Genomic DNA, 16,857 nt, shown 5'->3' with positions numbered 1-16,857 from the left:
CCGTTCACGGCTTGAAGGTGGGCGGCTCGGCCTCCTCGAAGACCAGCAGGGTGCGGGTGTTGACGACGCCCGGCATGCCCTGGATCTCGTCGAGGACGAGCCGGCCCAGCGCCGCGTTGTCGGGGGCGCGCACCAGCATGATGACGTCGAACTCGCCGCCCACCAGGGCGATGTGCACGACGCCCGGCAGGGCCCGGAGCTGGTCGGCGACGTCGCGCCACTCGGCCTGGTTGAGGTTGACCGTCACGTACGCCGAGGTGCCGAGGCCCGCGGCCACCGGGTCGACGTCGGCGCGGAAGCCGCGGATCACGTTGGCCGAGCGGAGCCGCTCGACCCGGGCGTAGGCGTTCGCCCGCGAGATGTGCAGCCGCTCGGCGAGCGTGCGCATCGACAGCCGCCCGTCCTGGGAGAGCTCGGCCAGGATGCGGCGATCGATGTCGTCGACGGCGTCGGCCACTTGTCTCGCCCTCCCGATCCACTAGCCGGTTCACCGAGACGTTTGGCTCGTGAAGAAGCCTTACGATCGTACATCTTCTCGGTTTTAGGCCAACAGTGGAAACCAATTGGCAAGCAGCGAAGCATGACGACATGACAGGTGACGCACACCACCTTCTCCCCTCGGCCGAGCCCGTGACGCTGATCGGCGTCGACGGGGCGGCCCTGCACGAGACACTGCCGGACGACGCGGCGCTGCTGCGGGCCCTACAGGGCCTGGTGACCGCGCGCCGGCTCAACGAGCAGGCGTACGCCCTGGTCCGGCAGGGCCGGCTGGCGGTCTACCCGTCGTCGCACGGGCAGGAGGCCTGCCAGGTCGCGGCCGCCCAGGTGCTCGCCGACGGCGACTGGCTGTTCCCGACGTACCGCGACACGGCGGCGATCGTCGAGCGCGGCGTCGACCCGGTCGAGGCGCTCACCCTGCTCAAGGGCGACTGGCACTGCGGCTACGACCCGTACGAGCACAGGGTCGCCCCGCACACCACGCCGCTCGCCACCCAGCTGCCGCACGCGGTCGGCGTCGCGCACGCGGCCCGCCTCAAGGGCGAGCCGACGGTGGTGATGGCGCTCTGCGGCGACGGCGGCACGAGCGAGGGCGACTTCCACGAGGCGCTCAACTTCGCCGCCGTGCTCAAGGCGCCCGTGGTCTTCCTGGTGCAGAACAACGAGTACGCCATCAGCGTCCCGCTCGCACGGCAGACGGCGGCTCCCTCGCTGGCGCACAAGGGCATCGGCTATGGCGTCAAGGGCGAGCGAGTCGACGGGAACGACGTCGCGGCGCTGCTCGCCGTCCTGACGGACGCCGTGCAAAGGGCGCGCTCCGGTGCGGGACCGCAGCTCGTCGAGGCGCACACCTACCGGATGCAGGCGCACACGAACGCCGACGACGCGACCCGATACCGCAAGGACGACGAGGTGGCGGCGTGGGTCGAGCGCGACCCGATCGTCCGCCTGGAGAAGCACCTGCGCGACCGCGGGCTGCTCACCGACGACGTCCTCGCCCGCATGACCGAGGCCGCGGAGAAGACGGCCGCGCACACCCGCGACGGCATCAACCGCGACGTCGAGCCCGACCCGGCCGAGCTCTTCGCCTACGTGTACGCGAAGCCGACGCCGCAACTGATCGAGCAGGGGGCGCAGGCATGATCGCGCACGAGAAGCTTTCGATGGCGCAGGCGCTCAACAGGGCGCTGCGCGACGCGATGAGCGCGGACCCGTCGGTGGTCGTCTTCGGCGAGGACGTGGGGCCGCTCGGCGGCGTCTTCCGGATCACCGACGGGCTGACCGCCGAGTTCGGCGAGGACCGGTGCTTCGACACGCCGCTGGCCGAGTCGGGCATCGTCGGCGTCGCGGTCGGCATGGCGATGAACGGTATGCGGCCGGTCGTCGAGATGCAGTTCGACGCGTTCGCGTACCCGGCGTTCGAGCAGATCGTCAGCCACGTCGCCAAGATGCGCAACCGCACCCGCGGCAAGGTGTCGCTGCCCATGGTGATCCGGGTCCCGTACGCGGGCGGCATCGGCGGGGTCGAGCACCACTGCGACTCGTCCGAGGCGTACTACGCGCACACGCCCGGCCTGCACGTGGTGGCGCCGGCGACGCCGTCCGACGCGTACACCCTGCTGCGTGAGGCGATTGCCTCCCCGGACCCGGTGATCTTCCTGGAGCCGAAGAAGCTCTACTGGAGCAAGGAGGAGGTCGAGCTCTCCGCCCATGCGCCGGCCGCGGGCATCGGCAGGGCGGTGGTACGCCGGGAGGGCTCGGACGCCACGCTCATCGCCTACGGCCCGTCGGTGCCGATCGCGCTGGAGGCCGCCGAGGTCGCCGACCGCGAGGGCCGCAGCCTCCAGGTGGTCGACCTGCGCTCGATCGTGCCGTTCGACGACGAGACGGTGTGCGCGGCGGTCCGCTCCACCGGCCGCGCGGTCGTGGTCGCCGAGGCGAGCGGCTTCGCCAGCGTCTCCTCCGAGATCGTCGCGCGGGTCACCGAACGCTGCTTCCACTCGCTGGCCGCGCCGATCCGGCGGGTCACCGGCTACGACATCCCCTACCCGCCGCCGAAGCTGGAGCACGTCCAGCTGCCGAGCGTGGACCGCGTGCTCGAGGCGGTCGACGACCTCCAGTGGGAGCTCTCGTGAACGACCAGGTCTTCCTGCTGCCCGACCTCGGCGAGGGGCTGACCGAGGCCGAGGTGGTGCGCTGGCTCGTCCAGGAGGGCGACACCGTCGAGATCGACCAGCCCGTGGTCGAGGTCGAGACGGCCAAGTCCCTTGTGGAGGTGCCGACCCCGTTCGCGGGCCGGATCGCGGTGCGGCACGCGCCCGAGGGCTCCGTGCTGGAGGTCGGCAAGCCGCTTCTGACGGTCGGGGCCGTCGCCCCTCCCTCGCCCGAGCAGACCTACCGCGAGGAGGAACGCGCCGGCTCCGGCAACGTCCTCATCGGGTACGGGACCAGCAGCGCGCCGGCCGGCTCGGGGCGCCGCCGTCGCCGCTCCCCCGCCGCACACCCGCCGCCCGTCGCCTCCCGGGTGCCACTCGTGGTGTCGCCGCTGGTGCGCCGGCTCGCCCGCGACGGCGGGCTCGACCTGCGAACGCTCACCGGCAGTGGCCCCGGCGGCCTGATCGTCCGCGCCGACGTGGAGACGGCGCTGGCCCACACCGCCGAGGCGTCACCGCTGACGGTGGCGGGCGAGACCCGCATCCCGCTGAGCGGCTTCCGCAAGGCCGTCTCGGCGGCGCTCACCCGCAGCCGCGCCGAGATTCCCGAGGCGACGGTCTGGGTCGACGTCGACGCCACCCCGCTGTGGGAGCTGCGCGAGAGCCTGCGCCCCGGCCCGGGGATCCTCGCGTACGTCGCCCGGTTCGTGGTCGCCGCCCTGAAGCAGTACCCGGTCCTCAACTCCCGGCTCGACACCGAGCGGCAGGAGATCGTGCAGTACGACCGCATCGATCTCGGCATCGCCGTGCAGGGCTCCCGCGGTCTGGTGGTGCCCGCCGTCGCCGACGCCGGGTCGATGACCACGACCCGGCTCGACGAGGAGATCCGCAAGGTGACCGCGAGCGCGCGGGAGGGAAACGTCTCGTCCCCGGCCGGGACGTTCACCCTCAACAACTACGGCGCCTTCAACGTGGACGGCAGCGCGGCCATCATCAACCACCCGCAGGTGGCGATCCTCGGCCTCGGCCGCATCATCGACCGCCCGTGGGTGGCCGGCGGCGAGCTGTGCGTCCGCAAGATCACCCAGATGAGCTTCGTCTTCGACCACCGCGTCTGCGACGGCGGCACGGCCGCCGGCTTCATGCGCGCGGTAGCCGACGCCATCGAGAACCCGGCCGCCGCCATCGCCCGCCTCTGACCCCTGCCGCCGGGCCCCGTGATCCGCCCCTCATCGCGGTTGATCGGGGCCCGGCCGCGCTGTGAGGATGACCCTCATGGCATATGTGTCGGGGGCGCCGGACGTCCACGTGACCGGGCGCCGGATCGTCGCCACCGTGATCGACGGGTTCGTGCTGGGCCTGGCCGGCGGATTTCTGTCGCAGCTGTTCGGCTTCGACTTCGGCGTGTCCGGGTGGAGCCTGACCAAGCTGTCCAGCGGCGGCAACTTCCTGCTGCTCGTCGTCGCGATCCTCTACTACGTGCTGATGGAGGGCCTGCTCGGCCGCACGGTGGGCAAGATGGCCGTCGGCATCCGCGTGATCGACGGGGAGACCGGCGCGAGCCCGCCGGGGATCGGCAAGGCGATCCTGCGCACGATCTTCCGCGTCGTCGACGCCGTCTTCGGCTACCTGGTCGGCTTCATCGTCGTGCTGAGCTCGAAGCGCCGCCGCCGGGTGGGCGACATCGTCGCCCGGACACTGGTCGTCCGCGGGCGCTAGGGGCGGCGCTCCTTCGTCGCCGCGAGGGCCCAGGCGACCAGGGCCGGCTGGCCGAGCAGGCGCAGCGCGCGCTTGCGGTCGGTGTCGAGGCCGAAGCCGTCCTTGCGCTCGGCGTACTGGGCGATGTTGCCCGGGAAGACGCCGACGAAGAACGCCGCCGCCAGCTTGCCCAGGCGGCCCCGGGCCGGCTGCCGCCACGTGGACAGCAGCGCGGCGCCGAGGGCCAGCTCGGCGATGCCCGACGCCACCACGACGACGTCGGGGTCGACGGGCATCCAGGACGGCACCTGGGCCTGGAACTCCTGCCGCTGGGTCGTGAGGTGGCCGGTGCCGGCGGTCAGGAGCAGCAGGCCGAGCGCGGCCTGCCCGAGGGTACGGGTCTTCGACATGCCCGGCGTCTTACCCGTTGTAGCGCGCGGGATGCGGGCCCGTGCGGCCGTCGTTCTCCAGGGCGTCGATGGCGGCCAGCTCCTCGGTGGACAGCTCGAAGCCGAAGACGTCGAGGTTGGCGGCGATCCGCGACGGCGTCACGGACTTCGGGATGACGATGCGGCCCTGCTGGAGGTGCCAGCGCAGCACCACCTGGGCCGGGGTGACCCCGTGCGCCCCGGCGGCGGCCACGACGGCGGGCTCGCCGAGGACGGCGCCCTGGGCGAACGGGCTCCACGCCTCGGTCGCGATGCCGTGCGCCTGGTTCGCGGCGACGGTCTCGCGGTTCTGCAGGGCGGGGTGCAGCTCGATCTGGTTCACGGCGGGCACGGTGCCGCCGAGCGCGGCGACCCGGTCGAGGTGCTCGGGCAGGAAGTTGGAGACGCCGATCGCCCGGGTCAGCTTCTCGGCCTGGAGCTCCTCCAGCGTCTGCCACGCCTCGAGGTAGGCGTCGGTGGCGGGCGCGGGCCAGTGGATCAGGTACAGGTCGACCCGGTCGAGCCCGAGCTTGTCGAGGCTGCGGCGCAGGGCGTCGCGCGCCCGGGTACGGCCGAGGTCGGAAACCCACAGCTTGGTGGTGACGAAGACCTCGTCGCGGAGCAGGCCGGAGGCCGCGATCGCGCGGCCGACGCCGGCCTCGTTGCCGTAGACGGCGGCGGTGTCGATGCTGCGGTACCCGGCTTCGAGGGCGGTGGCGACCGCGGCCTGCGTGTCCGCGTCGGGCACCTGGAAGACGCCGAACCCGAGCTGGGGGATGGTCACGCCGTCGTTCAGCGTGATCGTGGGGATGCCGGCCATGTGTTTCCTTCCGCAATATCCAGCGTTTGCAACTAAACGATAGTTGCAGGCGCGTTCTATCGGCGCAAGGCGGTGTACAGTGAGACGCATCTCGACGGGAGGCCGGGCATGGGGATCAGCAACGACGCGGTCGAGATCCGCGCGCAAGGATGGCGGCGCCTGGCCGCGCTGCACGGCCTCATCGAGACCGCGCTCGAGAAGGAGCTCCAGGCCCACCACAAGCTGTCCGTCGTCGAATACACGGTCCTCGACGCGCTCAGCCGCCAGGACGGCTGGCACATGCGCATGCAGCAGCTCGCCCGCGCGGCCGCCCTCTCCAGCAGCGCCACCACCCGCCTGGTCACCCGCCTCGAGGACCGCGGCCTGCTGACCCGCATCCTCTGCGCCGACGACCGCCGCGGCATCTACACCGAGCTCACGCCCGCCGGTCAGGAGCTGCTCGCCGAGGCCCGCCCGACCCACGACCGGGTGCTGGAGCGGTCGCTGGCCGAGGCCGAGCGGATCCCCGAGCTGGAGGGCCTCGCCGCCGCCGTGCACCAGCAGACCGTCTGACCGGCGCTAACCGATGGCGAGCACCTGCCCCAGCCACTCGATCGACTCGACGGTGATCGGGTCGACCACCAGCTGGAGGTGGGTGGCGCCCGCCTCGGCCATGGCCGCCAGGTGCCGGGCGATGTCGGCCGGCGAGCCCTCGACAGGACGGGTGCGGGTCTGCCGGCCCGTGCCGCCGGGGAGCCGGAGCAGGACGGCGGCGGTCGCCTCCACCTCACCGGGAGCGCGGCCCGCCGCCGCGGCGGCCTCCTCGACGCGCGCACGCACCTCGGCGAAGCCGGCCGGGGTGTTGCCGTAGTCGGACCACCAGACGTTCCACGCGTCCACGTGCGGCAGGCCGATGCTCAGCATGCGCGGGCCGACCGAGCCGAGCCACAGCGGCGGGCCGCCGGGGCGCACCGGCCGCGGGTCGAGCGTGCAGTCGGCGGCGTCGTAGTAGGTGCCGTGAAAATCGGCGTGGCCGTCGCGCAGGAGGCGGCGGACGATCGTGAACGCCTCCTCGAAGCGGGAGACGCGGTGGTCGTACGGGAAACCGAACGCGTCGAACTCGCGCCGGTTCCAGCCCGCGCCGAGCCCGACGATCAACCGGCCGCCCGAGATGGCGTCGACCGTGGCCGCCTGCTTGGCGAGCATCGCCGGGGCGTGGAACGGGGTCGCGGCGACCAGTGGGCCGAGCTCGACGCGCTCGGTCACCGCGGCCAGGCCGGCCAGCGAGGTCCACGCCTCCCACGGGCCGCGCACCCCGCCCTCCGGCAGGTCGTAGAGCAGGTGGTCGCCGACCCACAGCGAGTCGAAGCCGACCCGCTCGGCGGTGCGGGCCATCTCGGCCAGCTCGGGCCAGGCGACGTGGCGCTCGATCTCGGGCAGCTGGACGCCGACGCGGTACGGACGTGTCATGTGGTGAGTCCTCGAATCAGCTCGACGGTACGGGCGAGATGCGGCTCGGCGCGGTCGGCCCGGTGCGCCAGCGCCAGGTCGACGGTGGCAGCCGGGCGGACCAGCGGACGGTAGACGACGCCGTCCAGAGCGAGGGCGGTCACCGGCTCCGGGACGACAGCGGCACCCAGCCCTCCGGCGACGAGGGTGATCAGCGTGGACGTCTCACCCACCTCGTGACGCACCCGGGGCTCGAGCCCGGCGTCGCGGAACAGGCCCAGCACGACGCCGTACATCACCGAGCGGCGGCCGGCGGAGTGCACGATCAGCGGGGCGTCCCGCAGGTCCGCGACGCGCACCTGCTTGCGCCGGGCCAGCGCGTGCGAGGCGGGCAGCGCGACGACGAGGCGGTCGCGCCGCAGCGGAGTGACGGCGAGCGACAGGTCGGCGACCGGCGGGCGCAGCAGCGCCAGGTCGATCTCGCCGGACCGCAGCGCCTCGACCTGGTCGGGGGCGAGCATCTCACCGCGGAACGAGAAGTCGACGCCGGGCAGCTCGACGGCGAGGTGGCGGGAGAGCGCGGGCAGCAGGCTGTACGTCACCGAGCCGACGCACCCGATCGCCAGGTGACCCACCGCGCCGGCGGCGACCCGGCGGGCCTCGTGGCCGGCCTCCTCCACGGCGGCGAGGACCTCCCTGGCACGGGCGAGGTAGGCGCGGCCGGCCTCGGTGAGCTCGACCCGCCGGGTGGTGCGGTGCAGCAGCTCGACGCCGAGCTCGGCCTCCAGCCGCCGGATCGCCTGGGACAGCGGGGGCTGAGCGATGTGCAGCCGCGCGGCCGCGCGGCCGAAGTGGCTCTCCTCGGCCACCACGAGGAAGTACCGCAGGTGCCGCAGCTCCACCGTTGATACCTCATACGTCTCAATGCCACCGGATATAGGCGCTTGAGCGTATCAAGCGGGCCGCGGACCGGTAGCGGCGAGCAATCGGGCGGCCAGCAAGCGGCATCGTTCCGCGAGTTCCGGCGGGTCCAGCACCTCGAAGTCATGCCCCAGCAGAACCATGTGCATGAGGATGAAATCGAGGCTGTCCGCACCACTGACCACTTCGGACATGCCGTCGGGGCGCTCGTGCACCGCGGCCGCCGACGGCGGCACGGCCGCGCGCACCACCGAGGCCGGGGCGTGCACGAGGAAGCGCCCCTGATGCTTGTAGACCCGGCTGGCCACACCCTCCTGCACGAAGGTGGCGGCGTCCGGCGCCGGGCGCGGGGCGAACCGCCACGTCCGCGCGGCCACCTCGCTCATCCGGTCGACCCGGAAGGTGCGCCAGTCGTCGCGATCCAGGTCGTACGCGAACAGGTACCACCGCTTGTCCGAGGCGACCAGCCGGTACGGCTCGGCCCGCCGCGGCGCCGACGAGTAGGCGAAGTCCACCAGCACCTGGTCGCGGCAGGCCCGGGCGAGCGTCATCAGCGTCGCCGGATCGGCGGGCCAGCGTGACCCGCCGAACGACGACACCGAGCCGGACAGCGCCTTCACGGACTGCCGCAGCCGGGCCGGCAGCACCTGGTCGAGCTTCGACAGCGCCCGCATCGCCGCCTCGCCGCCGACCCCGGCCAGCAGCGAGACCGCGGTGGCGATCGCCTCCTCGTCGTCCAGCAGCAGCGGCGGCAGCGCCTGCCCGGGGCCGAGCTGGTAGCCGCCGCCGGCGCCCTGCCCGGCGTTGACCGGATAGCCGAGCGTGCGGAGCCGCTCGACGTCGCGCCGCACGGTCCGGGACGTGACCCCGAGCCGTTCCGCCAGCTCCGGCCCGGTCCAGACGCGGCGCTGCTGGAGCAGGCCGAGCAGGGTCAGCACCCGTTCCGTCGTGTCCATGTCACCCAGCCTCCCAGAGATAGCGGACCGATCCTGTCCGCCTTCGGTGGCAGGGTGGGTGACATGGACTGGAACCGAGCACTTCGCGAGCAGTGGGAGTTCCACTGGCAGCAGGTCCGCAGGCGGCTCGACGGGCTGACCGACGAGGAGTACTTCTGGGAGCCCGTCAAGGGCGCCTGGAACGTCCGGCCGCGCGGCACGTCGACGGCGCCCGTGCAGGCCGGCGCCGGTGACTTCACCATCGACTACGGCTTTCCCGAGCCGGTTCCCGCGCCCTTCACCACGATCGCCTGGCGGCTCGGTCACGTGATCGTCGGCGTTCTCGCGGCGCGCAACGCCGCGCACTTCGGCGCGCCGGAGGCCTCGTACCAGAGCTGGGTCTATGCCTCCGGCGCGGCTGGGGCGCTGGAGCAACTTCAGGAGCAGCTGGCGGTCTGGCTGGCCGGCGTGGACAAGCTCGACCTGGAGCGGAAGGCCGGGCCCGCGGAACCCTATCCGGACGCCCCGATGGCCGACCTCGTGCTGCACATCAACCGGGAGCTGATCCATCACATGTCCGAGGTCTGCCTGCTGCGCGACCTCTACCTGCACACGAAGGGAACTCAGCGGTGAGCAGCGAATTCCAGGTCACTTTCGACGCGCACGACCCCAAGGCGCAGGCCGAGTTCTGGCGACAGGTCCTCGGGTACGTCGTGCCGGCACCGCCCGGCGTCGAGCTGCCCGAGGGCGCCGACGTGTGGGCCGCGTGGGAGGAGGCCCTCGACCGCTTCGGCGTGCCCGAGGAGCGCCGCAACGCCCAGTCCGCCATCGAGGATCCGGAGGGCCGGCGGCCGCGGGTCTTCTTCCAGCAGGTGCCGGAGGGCAAGGTCGCGAAGAACCGCGTGCACCTCGACGTGCGGGCCGCGCCCGGGCTCCAGGGCGACGAGCGGATGGCCGCCCTGGAGGCCGAGCACGACCGGCTGGTGGCGCTCGGGGCCAAGCGGTTGCGCCGCGAGGAGCCCGCTCCCCCGCTGAGCTTCGGCTTCATCGTGATGGCCGACCCCGAGGGCAACGAGTTCTGCCTGGACTGACCGTCTTGCGCGGTTGTGCGTGACCGGTCTTCCGAGTTGCGAACCTTGTTTCGCCGGGATTACGTGAAGGGGAGCACCCGATCGGAGGCCCCCATGACGTTCGGTGACGCGCCCGGCCACGCCCTGCTCGACGACGCCGAGCGGATGAGCCGGGACGAGCTGCGTGAGCTTCAACTGGAGCGCCTCCGGTGGACGCTGCGGCACGCGTACGACAACGTGCCGCACTACCGGCGTGCCTTCGACGCCGCCGGCGTCCACCCGGAGGACTGCCGCGAGCTGGCCGACCTGGCAAGGTTCCCCACCACCAGCAAGGCCGACCTGCGCGACAACTATCCGTACGGCATGTTCGCCGTCCCCGCCGACCAGGTGCGGCGCATCCACGCGTCGTCGGGGACGACCGGACGGCCCACCGTCGTCGGCTACACCCAGCGCGACCTGGACACCTGGGCGGCGGTGATGGCCCGCTCGATCCGCGCGGCGGGCGCCCGGCCCGGCGACCGGCTGCACAACGCGTACGGCTACGGGCTGTTCACCGGCGGCCTCGGCGCGCACTACGGCGCGGAACGCCTCGGCTGCACCGTCATCCCGGTCTCCGGCGGCATGACGCCGCGGCAGGTGCAGCTCATCACCGACTTCCAGCCGCGGGTCATCATGGTGACGCCGTCCTACATGCTCACCGTCATCGACGAGTTCGAGAAGCAGGGCCTCGACCCGCGCAAGTCGAGCCTCGAGATCGGCATCTTCGGCGCCGAGCCGTGGACCGAGCAGATGCGCCTCGAGATGGAGGAGCGCGCCGGCATCCACGCGGTCGACATCTACGGCCTGTCCGAGGTCATGGGCCCCGGCGTCGCGCAGGAGTGCGTCGAGACCAAGGACGGCCTGCACATCTGGGAGGACCACTTCTACCCGGAGATCGTCGATCCAGCGACGGGCGAGCCGGTCGCCGACGGCGAGCAGGGCGAGCTCGTCTTCACCTCGCTGACCAAACAGGCCATGCCGGTCATCCGCTATCGCACGCGCGACCTGACCCGGCTGCTGCCCGGCACGGCCCGGCCCGGCATGCGGCGCATGGAGAAGATCACCGGCCGCTCCGACGACATGATCATCCTGCGCGGGGTGAACCTCTTCCCCACCCAGATCGAGGAGATCATCCTGCGGACGCCGGGACTCGCGCCGCACTTCCAGCTCGTGCTCACCACGCGCGGCCGCATGGACCACCTCATCGTGCAGGTCGAGGCGCGGCCCGACTGCCCGGTCGAGCGCCACGGGCCGGCCGCCGCCGAGGTCGCCGCGACGGTGAAGGACACCATCGGCACCAGCGTGGAGGTGATCGTCGTCGAGCCCGAGACCCTCGCCCGCTCCGCCGGCAAGATCCAGCGGCTGATCGACCACAGGGGGCGGTGAATGGCCGTCTTCCGCATCCTCGAGGCGACCGCGCGGCCCGGCGCGGTGGCCCGCCTCTCCGAGCTCGTCGTGCGCCAGGAGCAGGAGATCGTGGCGAAGGCGCCCGGCATCGTCTTCGTGCAGACCCTGCGCAGCGGCGACCGCGTGATGGCGGTGTCGAGCTGGGCCTCCGTCGACGACATGAAGCGCTACCTCGACCGGCCCGAGACCGGCGCGTTCTACCGGGCGCTGCCCGAGCTGCTGATGGGCGTGCCCAGTGTGCGCACGTACGAGGTGATCAGCCCATGAGCTGGTACTACCCCAAGGGCTGGACCGACCAGGAGGACGGCGTCGAACAGGTCCTCATCCATTACGCCGCGACGCCTCCCGGCCAGTGGCCCGACTGGAGCTGGGGCCACGAGGCGCGGGTGCTCCAGGACCTCGGCGGCCACCCGCGACGGCGGCTCAAGGTGCTCCGGATGCCGCGCGCCGTCTGGGACCTGGAGAACAACCGGTCGACCCCGGAGTACCGCTTCCACTACTTCTTCGAGGTGTTCCAGCACGGCCACCGCTGGACCACCGACCTGTTCACCGAGGACATCGTCTACCGCGACCTCGAGTACGCCGACGGCGACGGCTGGATCACCAACATCTGCATCTACTGGTCGATCGGCGACTGGACGGCGCCCGTCTACAGCCCCATGGAGGATCCGCGGGTCCCGGCGGGCTCCGAGTTCCAGGCGAAGAACTACTACACGTACGAGGACAAGGACCGCTTCCACCACGAGAAATACCACTTGCTGTACGCGCTCCCGCTGCCGCACCAGTTCCGCTCGCGCATGTGGGGGCCGCGCGGGTCGACCCTCGTGCAGCAGTACCACGTCGGGCGCATGTACCCGCCGGAGGAGAGGAACGAGACGTGGCTGGGACCGGACGGCCCGTCGGCGCCCGGAGGGGGAAACTGTTGGCACCACCACCTGTGAGCGTCTTCGGCCTGCGCAAGACGTGGCACGACCCGGTTCCCGGCATCGCCATGGTGCAGGCCCACTACGCGTGGTCGCCGGCGGGCACGCCACCCGACTGGTCCGGCGCCGAGCAGGTCGTGCTCGCGCCGGCCGAGGGGCGCACGCGCACGGCCGTCCTCGAGGTGCCGCGCACGGTCGACGGCTCCACCGATTTCTCGTTGCACCACTTCTTCTTCGTGGTGGGCGAGCACGACCGGACGACGTCGCCGGTCTTCACCGAGGACATCGTGGCGCGCGAGGTGGTGTACGACGATGCCGCCGGGGCGTACACGTCGGTGGGCTTCGTGTGGAGCGCGGTGGATGCGGCGGTGCCCAACTACACCAGTGGGGCGATGGACGGGCTGCCGTTCGCGTCGCCGGGCACCGCGCCGGCCGAGGGCGACGTCTACGAGTTCGTGCGCGCGCAGCCGCTGCCGCACGTGTTCCGGGGCATGGTGTGGGGCGTGCGGGGCAGCACCATCCGCTACGGCTACCACCTGCTGCGGCAGGGCCTGCCCGATCCGGCGGACGACGGCGAGAGCTGGGACGACAACGGCGGTCACGGCTGGACCGTCGCCCTGTGAGGCGCTACGACCGGCCGCTGCGGTTGCTTCGCGACGGGCAGATCCGTTACACGGGCCCGATTTCCCCTCCGATCCTCCACTTCGGGTACGACGGGTGGTCGTCCCCGCGGGATCTGCCGATGGAGCGCGACGACGCCGGCTGGGTCGCCGAGGTGCCGACGTCCGGCCGGCATGTCGTCGACTGCGTGGTGCGCTCGGCCCGCTCCGGCTCGTGCGACAACAACGACGGCGCCGACTACCGGCTCTGGATCGGGCTCGACCCGGTCGACGCGCACACCCACGTGCGCGCGCCCGGCGGCGGCACGCTGGGCTTCGACAGCCTGCGCACGGCGGCCTTCGCCGGGGGCATGACGCACGCGCTGGTCTCGTGGACCGACAACGACTTCGTCGAGATCGCGGCGGAGGCGACGCCCTGGCTCACGCAGCTGGTCTGGGTGCGGCCCGGCGGTCCCGATCCGGACGACGTCCGGCGCCGGCTCGCGGCCGGCTGCGCGGGGCTCAAGCTCCATCCCGCGTACGACGGCTATCCGGCCGACGTGCCCGGGCTCGACCCCTATCTCCGCGTGGCCCAGGAGGCCCGCGTGCCGGTGACCGTGCACAGTGCGCCGGGCCCCGCCGACCCGGATCTCATCCGGCGGCTGGCCGAGCGGTTCCCGGCGGTGCGGTTCGTGCTCTACCACACCTATCTGGGCCCGCCGGAGGGCCGGCGGCGGGCCGCACGGCACGCGGTCGCGCTGCCCAACCTCTACCTCGAGACGTCGTGGTGCCGGTCGGCGGAGGCGGAGCGGCTGATCGACGAGGTCGGGCCGGACCGGGTCCTCTTCGGCTCGGACGCGGCGACCGACGGGCCGGACCACTACGTGCGCCGGCCGCCCAACATCGAGATGACGGAGAACTACAACACCGGCTTGCTTCGGCTGGCGCAGCGCCTGGCCCCGCCGGTCTTCCGGGCCTTCGCCGAGGCGAACGCCCGTAAACTTTTCGGGCTCACGCGGGTAACGCCTGTCGCACGGCCGGCCGCCGTCCGCCGAGCACGTCGCCGCCGGCGGCCGTCACTCTGACGTGGCGGTGTGGCGTACCGGGCAAGATCTCCCATGAGTCGCTATCTTGGGACGCATGACGACGACCGGCGCGCGCAGGACACTCCTGCTGCGGTCGTTGCTCGCCGTTCTGCTGTTCGTGTTGCTGGCGCAGGTCGCCACGCCGCAGCGGCCGTCCGTGCCGTCTTCCGCGCGGGCCGCTGTCCCCTCCTCCGCTGTCACGCAGACCACGCCGGCCTCTTCTCACGAGCCCGGCGACGACGCGGAGTCCGAGCAGGCGCCTTCCGACCGCGCCACCGTCCTCATCACACAGTTCACCGCGGGAGTCCGCGGTTCTCGCGCGCCGCCGGCCGCGTCCCTCTGATCACCGCTCGACGATCGACGGTCGCGGCCGCCTCCGGCCACGTCCCTCCGTTCGCCCACCGGTGATCGTGCCTCGGTGATGAGTGGACGTTTACCCGCGAGCGGACGGATTGACAGTCATGAATGTTGTTGCGGAGATGCTGGTTTCCTCCCCGGCCCCGGCCATCTGGGCCACGCTGATGCTGCTCACCCTGCCGGCGCTGCTCCTGCTGGGCAGCCCGCAGGCGATGCGGCACCCCAGGAAGGCGGCGCTGGAGACCGTCGCGGCCCTGCGCGAGCGCGGCCTGCAACGGCGGCGGCGCCAGGAGGAGGCCGCCCGGGCGGCTCAGTTCGCGTCGGAGGTCCAGGTGGCGGCCGAGCGGGCGGCGGCGAGCGCCGGGCGCTGGCAGGAGGTCTGGGAGCAGGCGTCGGCCGCGTTGACCACGGCGTACGGCGCCTGGCTGGAGGCCGACGCCCGGGTGCGGACCGCGGCCTCGGCGGCGGCATGGGGCACGCCCTGGTCGGTGCGGACCTGCGAGGAGTACGCGGCGCGCGAGCGCTACCTGCACCGCAACGTCGCGGCCGCGGTGAGCCGCGGCGAGTTGCCCGCCTCGGCGATGGCCGACGCGGTCGCCGGCCGCAACGGCTGGGACGCCCGGCTGCACCAGGTCGAGCAGGAACTGGTCATCGCGCGGGCCTCGGCCGCGTGGCTGCGGCAGCGCTACGAGGCGGCCGTCGCCGCCGAGGCCGCGGCCTGGCACGACACCTCGCTGGCGCGGCGCGCCGCGGGCAGCCTGCGCGACGAGGCGCAGGCGGCCGCGGTGCGGGCGGCGGCGATGGCCCCGGTGCGGGGGGACACCGAGGTCAGGGCTCGCCGCCAGGTGGTGCTCTTCGCGGGGAACTTCGTGCAGAGCGCCCTGCGCTGAGCCTCGGGGGCGGCTCAGCCGTTGCGGCTCAGATGGAGATGCGCTGGCCCGGGAAGATCAGGTTCGGGTCGTCGATGATGCTCTTGTTGAGCTCGAAGAGCCGTTCCCAGCCGCCCTCGATCTGGTAGCGGTTGGCGATCTTGGCCAGGGTGTCGCCGGAGCGGACGACGTAGAAGTCGCCGGTCGCCTTCACGCTGCCGCCCGACGACTTGTGGGTGGTCGTCGCCGACTTGCGGGTGGTGGTGGACGACGACTTCTTGTGCGAGCTCGTGGACTTCTTCGAGCTCGACTTGGTGCTGCTCGCCTTCTTGCTCTCCGAAGCGCCACCGGTGTTGGTGCCCTTGTAGCTCTTCGAGGAGCCGGCCTTCTTGCCGCAGACCGGCCAGGCGCCGATGCCCTGACCGTCGAGGACCTTCTCGGCGATGGCGATCTGCTCGCTGCGGCTCGCCTTGTCGGCGGTGCTGGCGTACTTGCCGCCGCCGTACGCCCGCCAGGTGCTCTTGCTGAACTGCAGGCCACCGTAGTAGCCGTTGCCGGTGTTGATGCTCCAGTTGCCGCTGGACTCGCACTGTGCGACGGCGTCCCAGTTGACGCTGCCCGCGGCCTGCGCCGGCTGGGAGGCGCCGAAGAGGGCGAACGCGCCGGCCACGCCGGCAGTGGTCAGGCCGAGCGCGACGCGGGTCTGCTTACGGGTCTGTGCCATGGAAGAACAACCTCCACGCCTGCGAGGTGAGCTGTCGGGTTCGGGCTGAGGTGCCCGGCCGCGCGTGGCGGCTTCACCCCGAGGCGCGCGCTGCGGCGCGCCGAGGAACGTGTGGGTCCCCCGCTCCTTGCCCTGGGTTCGTTTCCGTCGGGCGGCGGCAAGGACTCGGCGTTCCGCCCGCGGTGCCCACGATCGTGGGACCGGCCGACCGTAACCACGGCCGGCGACGACCGGCAAAGCCGCCAAGGGCGATCGTGACGTTGTTCTCAATACCCGCGATCATGGAATGTGCCCCGGTTCGACCCGAATGTCGCTCGCCGCGCGCAAGCCTCTGACCTGCGAATTCAGTCCGGCGTTACCAGCCCCTGAAGCCCGACGACGATCGCGATGATGCCGAAGACGGCGAGCAGCAGCCCCCGGCCGAAGGGCGCGGCGCCCGGTTCGACCGGTTTGCGCCCGGTCAGCCGGTCCCAGAGCAGCGCCACGCCGACGGCGATCCCGACCACCTCGAAGTGGAAGACGTGCGGCCCGTCGAAGAGGTGCACGAGCAGGTAGTAGCCACCCGCCACGAGAGCGGCCACGCCGACGATCCAGCCCCAGGGCGCCACCCGGTCGGCGAAGCCCCCGATGCCGCCGCCGACGCGCGGGATCTGCCGCAGCAGGGCCGCGGCGAGCAGAAGTCCACCGAGAATGTTCGCGAAATCGAGTATCAGCGCCATGAGCATGCCTCCCGGTTACCCATACGGGAGCGCTCCCATGTTCGGTTCAGCGTTTCCGGGACGAGCGGTCCGCGACGCGTTCGACACGTCCAGGAGGAGCAGTCCACGCGGAGACGCCGGCGCGTTCAGCGTTCGCCGTGTGACCAGTTGGGCATTGAACGTCGGCGCGTTCAACGTTCGCCGT

The 16,857-nt window shown here is 72.2% G+C and carries 22 protein-coding genes and 1 riboswitch; of the genes, 14 read left to right on the top strand and 8 right to left on the bottom strand.

What is annotated here, in order from left to right; genetic code table 11:
- Positions 1–4: 4 nt before the first annotated feature.
- Positions 5–457, bottom strand: a complete 453-nt coding sequence (locus Ade02nite_RS30395) for an Lrp/AsnC family transcriptional regulator (RefSeq protein WP_203771402.1) — start codon at positions 455–457, stop codon at positions 5–7.
- 131 nt (positions 458–588) lie between these two features.
- On the opposite strand from Ade02nite_RS30395, the gene pdhA reads away from it, so the two are divergent.
- From pdhA to Ade02nite_RS30375, 4 genes are all read left to right on the top strand, one after another.
- Positions 589–1,641: a pyruvate dehydrogenase (acetyl-transferring) E1 component subunit alpha gene (gene pdhA, locus Ade02nite_RS30390; protein ID WP_203771400.1), complete on the top strand. Its 1,053-nt coding sequence runs from the start codon at positions 589–591 to the stop codon at positions 1,639–1,641.
- Complete coding sequence (locus Ade02nite_RS30385; protein ID WP_203771398.1) at positions 1,638–2,633, top strand: alpha-ketoacid dehydrogenase subunit beta; 996 nt, start codon at positions 1,638–1,640, stop codon at positions 2,631–2,633. The genes pdhA and Ade02nite_RS30385 overlap by 4 nt, the downstream gene beginning before the upstream one ends.
- Positions 2,630–3,850, top strand: coding sequence for a dihydrolipoamide acetyltransferase family protein (locus Ade02nite_RS30380; protein ID WP_203771396.1), 1,221 nt, complete (start codon positions 2,630–2,632; stop codon positions 3,848–3,850). The genes Ade02nite_RS30385 and Ade02nite_RS30380 overlap by 4 nt, the downstream gene beginning before the upstream one ends.
- 76 nt (positions 3,851–3,926) lie before the next feature.
- Entirely contained in the window at positions 3,927–4,370 is a 444-nt protein-coding gene (locus tag Ade02nite_RS30375; protein WP_203771394.1) for an RDD family protein, read from the top strand.
- Here Ade02nite_RS30375 and Ade02nite_RS30370 read toward each other — a convergent pair.
- Positions 4,367–4,759, bottom strand: coding sequence for a DoxX-related protein (locus Ade02nite_RS30370; protein ID WP_203771392.1), 393 nt, complete (start codon positions 4,757–4,759; stop codon positions 4,367–4,369). The genes Ade02nite_RS30375 and Ade02nite_RS30370 overlap by 4 nt on opposite strands.
- Positions 4,760–4,769: 10 nt before the next feature.
- Positions 4,770–5,597, bottom strand: coding sequence for an aldo/keto reductase (locus Ade02nite_RS30365; RefSeq protein ID WP_203771388.1), 828 nt, complete (start codon positions 5,595–5,597; stop codon positions 4,770–4,772).
- A 108-nt stretch (positions 5,598–5,705) separates the two neighbouring features.
- Between Ade02nite_RS30365 and Ade02nite_RS30360 the strand changes: the two genes are divergently transcribed.
- Complete coding sequence (locus Ade02nite_RS30360) at positions 5,706–6,149, top strand: MarR family winged helix-turn-helix transcriptional regulator (protein ID WP_203771386.1); 444 nt, start codon at positions 5,706–5,708, stop codon at positions 6,147–6,149.
- Positions 6,150–6,155: 6 nt separating this feature from the next.
- Here the strand turns inward: Ade02nite_RS30360 and Ade02nite_RS30355 are convergent, their stop codons facing one another.
- From Ade02nite_RS30355 to Ade02nite_RS30345, 3 genes are read right to left on the bottom strand one after another with little or no spacing between them, the layout of a single operon-like run.
- Entirely contained in the window at positions 6,156–7,046 is an 891-nt protein-coding gene (locus tag Ade02nite_RS30355) for a TIGR03619 family F420-dependent LLM class oxidoreductase (protein ID WP_203771384.1), read from the bottom strand.
- The gene (locus Ade02nite_RS30350; RefSeq protein ID WP_203771382.1) at positions 7,043–7,927 is read right to left on the bottom strand and encodes a LysR family transcriptional regulator; all 885 of its coding nucleotides are present in this window, start codon (positions 7,925–7,927) and stop codon (positions 7,043–7,045) included. The genes Ade02nite_RS30355 and Ade02nite_RS30350 overlap by 4 nt, the downstream gene beginning before the upstream one ends.
- A 51-nt stretch (positions 7,928–7,978) precedes the next feature.
- Positions 7,979–8,902: a helix-turn-helix transcriptional regulator gene (locus Ade02nite_RS30345; protein WP_203771380.1), complete on the bottom strand. Its 924-nt coding sequence runs from the start codon at positions 8,900–8,902 to the stop codon at positions 7,979–7,981.
- Positions 8,903–8,965: 63 nt separating this feature from the next.
- Here Ade02nite_RS30345 and Ade02nite_RS30340 point away from each other — a divergent pair, with 63 nt between their 5' ends.
- The 9 genes from Ade02nite_RS30340 to Ade02nite_RS30300 all read left to right on the top strand — a co-directional run bounded on the left by Ade02nite_RS30340 (position 8,966) and on the right by Ade02nite_RS30300 (position 15,251).
- On the top strand, positions 8,966–9,514 hold the full coding sequence (locus Ade02nite_RS30340) for a DinB family protein (RefSeq protein WP_203771378.1): 549 nt from the start codon (positions 8,966–8,968) through the stop codon (positions 9,512–9,514).
- The gene (locus tag Ade02nite_RS30335; protein ID WP_203771376.1) at positions 9,511–9,972 is read left to right on the top strand and encodes a VOC family protein; all 462 of its coding nucleotides are present in this window, start codon (positions 9,511–9,513) and stop codon (positions 9,970–9,972) included. Before Ade02nite_RS30340 ends, Ade02nite_RS30335 begins: the two co-directional genes overlap by 4 nt.
- 93 nt (positions 9,973–10,065) lie before the next feature.
- Complete coding sequence (gene paaK / locus Ade02nite_RS30330; RefSeq protein ID WP_203771374.1) at positions 10,066–11,376, top strand: phenylacetate--CoA ligase PaaK; 1,311 nt, start codon at positions 10,066–10,068, stop codon at positions 11,374–11,376.
- A complete protein-coding gene (locus tag Ade02nite_RS30325; RefSeq protein WP_203771372.1) occupies positions 11,377–11,664 on the top strand; it encodes an antibiotic biosynthesis monooxygenase family protein in 288 nt (95 codons plus the stop codon).
- Positions 11,661–12,338: a hypothetical protein gene (locus tag Ade02nite_RS30320; RefSeq protein ID WP_203771370.1), complete on the top strand. Its 678-nt coding sequence runs from the start codon at positions 11,661–11,663 to the stop codon at positions 12,336–12,338. Before Ade02nite_RS30325 ends, Ade02nite_RS30320 begins: the two co-directional genes overlap by 4 nt.
- Entirely contained in the window at positions 12,320–12,943 is a 624-nt protein-coding gene (locus Ade02nite_RS30315) for a hypothetical protein (protein WP_203771368.1), read from the top strand. The genes Ade02nite_RS30320 and Ade02nite_RS30315 overlap by 19 nt, the downstream gene beginning before the upstream one ends.
- Positions 12,940–14,004, top strand: a complete 1,065-nt coding sequence (locus tag Ade02nite_RS30310; protein ID WP_203771366.1) for an amidohydrolase family protein — start codon at positions 12,940–12,942, stop codon at positions 14,002–14,004. Before Ade02nite_RS30315 ends, Ade02nite_RS30310 begins: the two co-directional genes overlap by 4 nt.
- 55 nt (positions 14,005–14,059) lie before the next feature.
- On the top strand, positions 14,060–14,347 hold the full coding sequence (locus Ade02nite_RS30305) for a hypothetical protein (protein WP_203771364.1): 288 nt from the start codon (positions 14,060–14,062) through the stop codon (positions 14,345–14,347).
- Positions 14,348–14,465: 118 nt separating this feature from the next.
- Positions 14,466–15,251, top strand: coding sequence for a hypothetical protein (locus Ade02nite_RS30300; protein WP_203771362.1), 786 nt, complete (start codon positions 14,466–14,468; stop codon positions 15,249–15,251).
- A 28-nt stretch (positions 15,252–15,279) separates the two neighbouring features.
- Here Ade02nite_RS30300 and Ade02nite_RS30295 read toward each other — a convergent pair whose 3' ends face one another.
- Both Ade02nite_RS30295 and Ade02nite_RS30290 read right to left on the bottom strand, forming a co-directional pair.
- Complete coding sequence (locus tag Ade02nite_RS30295) at positions 15,280–15,954, bottom strand: LysM peptidoglycan-binding domain-containing protein (protein ID WP_203771360.1); 675 nt, start codon at positions 15,952–15,954, stop codon at positions 15,280–15,282.
- 2 nt (positions 15,955–15,956) lie between these two features.
- A riboswitch (cyclic di-AMP (ydaO/yuaA leader) is annotated at positions 15,957–16,105 on the bottom strand.
- A gap of 193 nt (positions 16,106–16,298) precedes the next feature.
- Positions 16,299–16,673, bottom strand: coding sequence for a hypothetical protein (locus tag Ade02nite_RS30290; protein WP_239169185.1), 375 nt, complete (start codon positions 16,671–16,673; stop codon positions 16,299–16,301).
- Positions 16,674–16,857: the final 184 nt, after the last annotated feature.

It is taken from the genome of Paractinoplanes deccanensis, from assembly GCF_016862115.1.
GTDB lineage: Bacteria > Actinomycetota > Actinomycetes > Mycobacteriales > Micromonosporaceae > Actinoplanes > Actinoplanes deccanensis.
This window is presented reverse-complemented; position numbering and strand designations above follow the sequence as displayed.